General features: G+C 61.3%; 9 protein-coding genes. 6 read left to right on the plus strand and 3 right to left on the minus strand.

All coding sequences use genetic code 11. The features are described 5' to 3' along the window. Window positions 1–208 precede the first annotated feature (208 nt). Window positions 209–1,936, plus strand: a complete 1,728-nt coding sequence (locus tag CF137_RS06005; protein WP_139718360.1) for a potassium/proton antiporter — start codon at window positions 209–211, stop codon at window positions 1,934–1,936. A 44-nt stretch (window positions 1,937–1,980) separates the two neighbouring features. After that, a complete protein-coding gene (locus CF137_RS06010; RefSeq protein ID WP_139718361.1) occupies window positions 1,981–3,084 on the plus strand; it encodes a beta-N-acetylglucosaminidase domain-containing protein in 1,104 nt (367 codons plus the stop codon). 110 nt (window positions 3,085–3,194) lie between these two features. Here the strand turns inward: CF137_RS06010 and CF137_RS06015 are convergent, their stop codons facing one another. After that, window positions 3,195–3,827, minus strand: a complete 633-nt coding sequence (locus CF137_RS06015; RefSeq protein WP_139718362.1) for a LysE family translocator — start codon at window positions 3,825–3,827, stop codon at window positions 3,195–3,197. Window positions 3,828–3,929: 102 nt separating this feature from the next. Here CF137_RS06015 and CF137_RS06020 point away from each other — a divergent pair, with 102 nt between their 5' ends. The 3 genes from CF137_RS06020 (at window position 3,930) to CF137_RS06030 (ending at window position 5,168) form a co-directional block, all read left to right on the plus strand. Beyond that, window positions 3,930–4,247, plus strand: coding sequence for a hypothetical protein (locus CF137_RS06020; protein WP_139718363.1), 318 nt, complete (start codon window positions 3,930–3,932; stop codon window positions 4,245–4,247). Between the two features lie 97 nt (window positions 4,248–4,344). After that, on the plus strand, window positions 4,345–4,875 hold the full coding sequence (locus CF137_RS06025) for a DUF1523 family protein (RefSeq protein WP_162515866.1): 531 nt from the start codon (window positions 4,345–4,347) through the stop codon (window positions 4,873–4,875). Continuing rightward, window positions 4,872–5,168, plus strand: a complete 297-nt coding sequence (locus CF137_RS06030; RefSeq protein WP_139718364.1) for a winged helix-turn-helix domain-containing protein — start codon at window positions 4,872–4,874, stop codon at window positions 5,166–5,168. The genes CF137_RS06025 and CF137_RS06030 overlap by 4 nt, the downstream gene beginning before the upstream one ends. 119 nt (window positions 5,169–5,287) lie before the next feature. On the opposite strand, the gene CF137_RS06035 is transcribed toward CF137_RS06030, so the two are convergent. Together CF137_RS06035 and rihA are read right to left on the minus strand one after the other, a co-directional pair. Continuing rightward, window positions 5,288–5,755, minus strand: a complete 468-nt coding sequence (locus tag CF137_RS06035; RefSeq protein WP_139718365.1) for a hypothetical protein — start codon at window positions 5,753–5,755, stop codon at window positions 5,288–5,290. A gap of 33 nt (window positions 5,756–5,788) precedes the next feature. Further along, a complete protein-coding gene (gene rihA / locus CF137_RS06040) occupies window positions 5,789–6,724 on the minus strand; it encodes a pyrimidine-specific ribonucleoside hydrolase RihA (RefSeq protein ID WP_139718366.1) in 936 nt (311 codons plus the stop codon). A gap of 221 nt (window positions 6,725–6,945) precedes the next feature. Here rihA and CF137_RS06045 point away from each other — a divergent pair, with 221 nt between their 5' ends. After that, the gene (locus CF137_RS06045) at window positions 6,946–7,674 is read left to right on the plus strand and encodes an RluA family pseudouridine synthase (RefSeq protein ID WP_193556559.1); all 729 of its coding nucleotides are present in this window, start codon (window positions 6,946–6,948) and stop codon (window positions 7,672–7,674) included. Window positions 7,675–7,689 lie beyond the last annotated feature (15 nt).

Below are 7,689 nucleotides of genomic sequence, written 5' to 3' on the forward strand. Positions count from 1 at the left end.
ACTAGTACCCCATCAACGCGCATCTGCATCCCCTGAGATCGACGCTCCTTTGACTCCTTTTCATTCCGCTCATTGCAGTCAGAATATGGCGCGTCCATGAGGGGAAAAAATGTAAAAAAATGCAAATTGATGCACAAATAAGCCACACGATAGTGCCTAACTGCATATAATGCGCCTACTTTGCACATTACCAGGAAGGAGTTCGCCCTTGGATGCCGCTACCATCAACAGTTTCTTTTTTGTCGCCGCACTGCTAGTGGGTGCCAGCGTCCTGTTGAGCGCCCTCTCTTCCCGCCTCGGTATTCCCATTCTGGTTATCTTCCTCGCTGTCGGCATGCTGGCCGGTGAGGATGGCCCCGGTGGCATCCACTTCGCGGACTACTCCATCGCCTATCTGGTGGGCAACCTGGCGCTCGCCATCATTCTGCTCGACGGCGGCATGCGCACCCGGGTCTCCTCGTTTCGGGTGGCGCTCTGGCCTGCGCTATCGCTGGCCACGGTCGGGGTAGCGATCACCACCGGCCTGACGGGTCTGGCCGCCGCCTGGCTGTTTGATCTCAACCTGATGCAGGGGATGCTGATCGGCGCCATCGTCGGCTCCACCGATGCGGCGGCGGTCTTCTCTCTGCTCGGCGGGCGCAGCCTGAACGAACGGGTGAGCGCCACCCTGGAGATAGAGTCCGGTAGCAACGATCCCATGGCGGTGTTTCTCACCGTAACCCTGATCGAAGTGCTGGCGACCGCCCAGCAGGGGCTGGATGGTGGCTACCTGTTACTGCAACTGTTACAGCAGTTTGGCATGGGGGCCGGGATTGGTCTGGCCGGTGGCTGGCTGTTGTGGCGACTGATCAACACCGCCAAGCTGGCTGCCGGTCTCTATCCCTTGCTCACCGTCAGCGGTGGCCTGCTGATCTTCGCCCTCACCACGGCGGTGGGGGGCAGCGGTATTCTCGCCATCTACCTCACCGGTCTGCTGCTCGGCAACCTCTCCCTGCGCAGCCGCAGCACCACCTTGTCGGTGCTCGATGGTCTGACCTGGCTCAGCCAGATCGGCATGTTTCTGGTGCTGGGGCTGCTGGCCACCCCGAGTAACCTGCTGCCCATCGCGCTGCCCGCGCTGGCGCTGGCGATGTGGATGATCCTGATTGCCCGCCCCATCTCGGTGTGGGTCGGCCTGTTGCCATTCAAGAACTTTGCCCCCCGTGAGCGCTGGTTTATCTCCTGGGTCGGCTTGCGCGGCGCGGTGCCCATCATTCTGGCGGTGTTCCCGATGATGGCGGGGCTGCCCAACGCCCAGCTCTACTTCAACGTCGCCTTCTTCGTGGTGCTGGTTTCGCTGATTTTGCAAGGGAGCTCGCTGCCGCTGGCATCTAAGCTGGCGCGGGTTGAGGTACCGGCACCGCCCTCGCCCATCAACCGCTCCGGGCTCGAGATCGATCTCGACAGTCAGTGGGAGACCTTCGTCTACCAGCTGGGAGCCGATAAGTGGTGCATCGGCTCGCCACTGCGAGATCTGCAGATGCCTACCGGCACCCGGATCTGCGCCCTGTTTCGTGGCCGCGAGCTGCTTCACCCCTCGGGCAGTACCTGCCTGCAGGCCGATGACATCCTCTGCGTGATTGGCCACGAGCGCGATCTCTCCGCCCTCGGCCAGCTGTTCAGTCAGGCGCCGGAGCAGGATCTCGGCCCCCGCTTCTTCGGTGACTTCCTGCTGGAAGCGGCGGCGCGGCTGGAGGATCTCGCCCCCCTCTACGGGTTGGATGTGAGCGAGGTGGCGGATCAGACACTGGCCGATTTTATTGCCAGCCAGTTGGGCGATAATCTGGTGGTCGGTGACAACATCGAATGGCAGGGCCTGATCTGGACCGTGGCCGAAATGGACGAGAGCGTACCGGGCAAGATCGGGGTGCGCTTTCAGGAAGAGGACCCGGTCTGACCGACCATCCCGTATCAAGTCCCCAGCAAGAAGGGAGAAGAGTTATGCCATATCAAAGTTTGCTGTCCGGTTCCCTGCCCCCCGCTGCCAATCTGGGGGTCATTGAAGGCTTTTTTGGCAAGGGATGGAGCTGGCAGGCCCGCACCCGCTACGCCCAGTGGCTGCCGCGCCACGGTTACGGCTTCTATATCTACGCCCCGAAAGAGGATGGCTATCTGCGCAAGCACTGGGCCCTCCCCTGGCCCGAGCAGCAGCTGGCGGATCTCGCCGAGCTGGCGCGCCAGTGCCGCGCCAACGGGCTCGCCTTCGGGGTGGGCTTAAGCCCCATGTGGGCCCATCACGACTACGAGCGCAAGCGCCCGGCACTGCTTGAGAAGGTGCGTCTTATCGATGAGGTGCTGCAGCCCGATATTCTGGCGGTACTGTTTGACGATATGAAGGGGGATACCCCGGATCTGGCCCGTCACCAGCTCACCATCGCCCACGACATCGCGGCCCACAGCAAGGCAACTCGCCTCATCTTCTGCCCCAGCTACTACTCGACCGATCCGGTGCTGGAGAAGGTGTTTGGCGCCATGCCCCCCCGCTATCTGGAAGAGCTTGGCGAGCAGCTCGACCGCCGCTTCGAGATCTTCTGGACCGGCCCCAAGGTCTGCTCCAGCGAGTATCCGGCCAGCCACCTCAAGCAGGTGACCGAACTGCTCGGCCGCAAGCCCTTCCTGTGGGACAACTACCCGGTCAACGATGGCAGCAAGGCGAGCAGCTACCTCCATCTGCGCGCCTTCGAGAACCGCCCCGCCGAGCTGGCGGAGCTGGTCTCTGGCCACGCAGTCAACCCGATGAAGCAGGCGGCGCTCTCCGCTTTGCCACTCGCCACCCTGCCGATGAGCTACCGGCTCGGCAAGCAGTATGACCCCGACAAGGCACTGCACGCTGCCCTCAACGCCACCTGCGGCCCGCAGATCTCGGCAATGATCGAGGCCGACCTGCCGCTGTTTCAGGATCTGGGACTGGCGCAGCTCACCCCCGAGCAGATTGTCGCCCTCAAGGCGCGCTATCTACCGTTTCGGGATCAAGCCTGCGTCGACGAAATCGTGCGCTGGCTGGATGGGGAGTATGTATTCGACCCCGACTGCCTGACCGACTGAACATCGCGACAATCACCGCGAGCCATCTGCAACAGTGCCACCCGAAGGTGGCACTGTTGTTTTATCTGGCCATCTGTTTGATCTGGCCATTGCCTCGCAAGCCGTCTCGCTTACCCCAGCGCCAACCAGACTCCCACTCCCAGCATCAGGGTACCGGCGATGCGGTTCATCAGGGTGACGTTGCCGCTCTTGGCGAGGAAGTGGCGCAAGGTGCGGCCACCGCTGGCGTAAAGCAGCAGGCAGGAGAACTCGATGACCAAAATCAGCGCCACCAGCGCGGTGATCTGCGGCGCCATCGGCATGTCGGCAGAGATAAAGGGGGGCAGCAAGGAGATCATGAAGGCCCACCCCTTGGGGTTGGCGATGGCAGTAACAAAGCCCTGCACCGCCAGCCCCATGGGGCTGGTCTGCTGACCGGCCGAGAGATCCGCCGGAATGGCCATCTTCCCTTTGGCCTGCCACATCTGGATGCCGAGCCACACCAGATAGGCCCCCCCCACATATTTGAAGGCGGCGAAGATCCCCGGATAGTTGAGCATGATCGCCGCGACCCCGATCACCGACAGCACCGAGACCAGCCCGACCCCGATCAGCTCCCCCCACATCATATGCAGGGTACGGCGCACGCCGAGACTCATCCCCAGGGTCATCGACAGGGTCATACACATGCCGGGGGTCACCGAGACAAAGAAAAAGGTCGGAATAAACAGAGCCAGAATGGCCGGATCGATCCAGCTGGACACAACACACCTCCATGGGACGAGAGCGGGGAATAACGAAAACGGGACAGGAACACATCAATCTGGCCAGTTGTACCACGTACTGACCGGATAAGGCGATCAATCATGCCTAAACGGCTCTTCTCGCACAAGGAAAAACCTTTTCCTCTACATATTTCAGCAATAAAAACTGGTGACCATGCCAGCCGAGCTGGTGCCAGTCCCAGGTTTGGTTGTGTGGTGCACGGTTGGCAAGCAAGTCCAGCGTCAGAGCGGTCTGGCCACGGTCGTTATCCCCACCAGGTCATTGTGATAGAAAACAAGCTGCCATCCCTGCGCTTCCGGGCTCACATCGACCATCAGCAGATCCCCCGCACCGCGCAAAATAACAGGGCAGAAAATGCCGTTCTAATTGCAGGGACAAAGGCTTTGTCTCTGTTTTAAACGCCATTTTTTGGCCAATGGCTCCATAGGGGGCTGGGCTGCTCCACCAAATATCGGTATGGTAGAGGCACGTTACTCCCCCTCACGTGAGCACACCATGAGCCTGAGATTCAAGAAACCCGCCTTTATCGCTTTGGGGCTCATCGCCCTCGTTTCCGCCACCTGGCTCGACTTCTACCTGCCGGAGCACACCATCGCCACCATCACCGGGGTCGAGGTAAAACGAACCGACAAGGATGGCCCCATCAGCCAGAAGAACCCGGCTGACGGCCCGACCACCGATGTTTACTACATCTATACCGAGCGCCCCGGCGAAAAGATCCGGGTGTTCCGCAATGAAGATACCGAGTGGGGCTGGCCGCCTTACTTCAAGTTCAATGCCGCCGATGTGCAGGCCAAAGCCAAGTCGATGGAGTTCGAGAAGCGTCTGGCCATCATCACCTCCTACGGCTGGCGCGTGAACATGTTCTCCCTGTTCCCCAACGTCACCAAGATCGAGAGCACCGAGCCCGATGCCTCCACCTGGAGCTTCTTCCGCTGGTTCTGGTTCGGCCTCTGGGCACTGGTGATGGGCAAAGCGGCCATTGCGACCTGGCGCTACTTCGATCGTCTTGAGGACGAGATATGAGTGAGCCGAGCAAGACCCGCACCAGTTTCTACCGGCGGCTCTACGTGGCCTGGTTGATCAGCCAGGGCACGGATACGGTGCCCGCCATCATGGAGGCGACCGGCATGCCGCGCCGCACTGCGCAAGATACCCTGAGCGCGCTGGCCGAACTCGATATCAGCTGCGCCTTCGAGCAGACCGAGGGGGCTCGCCACCTGCAGGGGCACTACCACATCAGCGACTGGGGCCCCATCAACCCGGCATGGATCAAGGCCCAGCTGCCTCTTATCAAAGAGACGCTGAGCTATCCCTGATCCGGGCACGCTCTGCAATAACACTCTGCACTAAATAAAAATAGAGGGGCCAGCCGACAAGGCTGGCCCCTCTATTTTCAGGCTGCGTGGATGACTGGGTAATAAGGTGATTGGCGGCCCTACTCGGGCATGGCCGAATCCTGCAGCTCCTCGTCAGACTCCCCTTTGGTGCAATCAATGATAGAGCGCTTGGGGTTGTTGGGGTCGCGCAGCAGTAGGGGCGCCAAGCCTTCGTCATGCTTCTGCTCATCGCTAAACTCGCTGCCGTAGGCGTTGTGGGTCAACCGGCGGGCATTGGCGATGGGGGTATCGACAAACAGGGCGTGCACCTCGAAGCTTGCGGCCGGCACGATAAAGCCGACCACCGGCAGGCCATGCAGCTCCTCGTGCACCTTGTACCAGGCAAAGCCATCGCTCACCTTGTAGGGGGTGTAGTTGGCCAGCTGTAGATTGGCGGCCCTGCCCGTCTCATCCACATAGAGATCGCTAAACTCGCAGGTCGCCAGCCCCTGCCACATCCGCTCGAAGGGCGTCGCACAGCCTGTCAGTTGCAACCCGGCCAGCAGCATCAAGCCTCTCTTCCACATTCCCCGCCCCTTCTTGAAAAAATGAACCGGCGCTCAGTCAAACGCCCGCAGTCGCGTCACCAGCAGATCGATAAAGCCCGGACGATCCAGCCCCAGCAGCACCAACGCATTGGCTGGCTTGCCGGTCAGACCGTAACGATCCACCACCGTCATGCCGGTAGTATGCGTGCCTGCGGTCTCGATATCGACCCGACACTCCACACCGTGAAACAGCTCGGGGGCCAGTAACCAGGCTATGGTACAGGGATCGTGCAGCGGCGCCCCGGTAAATCCCCACTTGGGGTCCCGGTGGTAGATCATGAAAAAGTCGAGCAGACCCGCCACGCACTGGGCCACCGGATTGCTGATGGCGCGCACCCGCTCGATATCTTCGTCCATCACCTGCGCCTCATGGGTCACATCGAGGCCACACATGGTGATGGGAATACCCGACTTGAACACCATATCGGCTGCTTGTGGATCGACATAAATATTGAATTCTGCCGCCGGGGTCCAGTTGCCCGCCCCTGCGGCGCCCCCCATCAATACGATGCGGGCAATCTTGGGTGTGAGCTCGGGGTGGGCCGCCAGCAGCAGGGCGATATTGGTGAGCGGGCCAGTCGGCACCAGAGTCACCGGTTCCGGGCTCTCGCGCAGGCACTTGGCCATCAATTCGAGTCCTGTCATGGCCTGCGGCGCAAAGGCGGGATCCGGCAGTGTGGGGCCATCGAGACCCGATTCGCCATGGACGTTGTCGGCGATAATCAGCTCGCGGGCCAGCGGTTTCGGTGCCCCCGCCGCCACCGGAATATCGTCCCGCCCCAGCAGGGTGAGGATGCGCAGGGCATTGTTGAGGGTCTTGTCCGGCGTCTGGTTGCCCGCGCTGGTGGTAACCGCCAGCACCTTAAGTTCAGGGCTGGCCAGCGCCAGAATAAGGGCAATGGCGTCGTCGTGGCCGGGATCACAATCGAGAATAACGGGCAGTGCCATGGAAAGAGTCCTTACAACATAACAGGGAGCCATACCTTAACAAGCAAGCTTCGGATGAACTCGGGAAGGGGTCACAAAACGGGGCCTTGTTGGTGACCCAGGCGGTTTGCACGGCACGCCGCATCGCTCAAAGCGGCTCATTATCAAGAGGTTGCATGGCGCATCCCGTTCCTTTCCCGAGGCAGCGCACCGCCGATTCGCCCGGCCGCGCCGGTTCGGGTATGATCGCCCCCCGTTTCCAGCCCGTGCGCCCTATGTCCGTTATCGTCGACACCTTTATCGCCCCGCCCTGCAGTGCCGCCATCGAGATCCTGTTTGAGGATGAGCACTTGCTGCTCATCAACAAGCCAAGCGGCCTGCTGAGCCTCTCGGGCAAGAATCCGCAGAACCTCGACTCGGTTCATTATCGACTGGTGCAGGATTACCCCGGCTGCACCCTGGTGCATCGCCTCGATTTTGGTACCTCAGGCATCATGGTGGTGGCCAAAAACAGGGCCATCAATGCCCTGATCTGCCAGCAGTTCAGCCAGCGGGCGGTGAGCAAGGCCTACAGCGCCCTGCTCTGCGGCCATCTCGCTGACGATGAGGGGGTGATCGATGCAGCCATTGCCAAGGATCCGGCGATTTTCCCGCTGATGAAGATCTGCGCCGCCAGCGGCAAACCCGCCCGCTCCCGCTATCGGGTGATTGAGCGGCTGGCGCAGCCGATGCAGGGTCAGGCTGTGCCACTGACCCGGGTAAGGCTGGTACCGGAGACCGGCCGCACCCATCAGCTGCGGATCCACTGCCAGCAGCTGGGCCACCCCATCCTCGGCTGTGATCTCTATGGCGGCCTGCTGCCACCCGGCTGCGAACAGGCACCGCGGCTGATGCTGCATGCCAGCGAGCTGGATTTTACTCATCCGGTGAGCGGCGAGCCGATGGCGGTCAGATGTGCCAGCCCCTTCTAGGGGCTGTCGTCTTGA

It is taken from the genome of Aeromonas sobria (assembly GCF_006243315.1).
Taxonomy (GTDB): Bacteria; Pseudomonadota; Gammaproteobacteria; order Enterobacterales; family Aeromonadaceae; genus Aeromonas; species Aeromonas sobria_A.

Bases quoted from the DNA above. Each gene is read 5' to 3' on its own strand.
- CF137_RS06010 (WP_139718361.1), top strand. From the start codon at position 1,981: ATGCCATATCAAAGTTTGCTGTCCGGTTCCCTGCCCCCCGCTGCCAAT.
- CF137_RS06020 (WP_139718363.1), top strand. From the start codon at position 3,930: ATGCCTAAACGGCTCTTCTCGCACAAGGAAAAACCTTTTCCTCTACAT.
- CF137_RS06025 (WP_162515866.1), top strand. From the start codon at position 4,345: ATGAGCCTGAGATTCAAGAAACCCGCCTTTATCGCTTTGGGGCTCATC.
- CF137_RS06030 (WP_139718364.1), top strand. From the start codon at position 4,872: ATGAGTGAGCCGAGCAAGACCCGCACCAGTTTCTACCGGCGGCTCTAC.
- CF137_RS06035 (WP_139718365.1), bottom strand. From the start codon at position 5,755: ATGTGGAAGAGAGGCTTGATGCTGCTGGCCGGGTTGCAACTGACAGGC.
- rihA (WP_139718366.1), bottom strand. From the start codon at position 6,724: ATGGCACTGCCCGTTATTCTCGATTGTGATCCCGGCCACGACGACGCC.
- CF137_RS06045 (WP_193556559.1), top strand. From the start codon at position 6,946: ATGATCGCCCCCCGTTTCCAGCCCGTGCGCCCTATGTCCGTTATCGTC.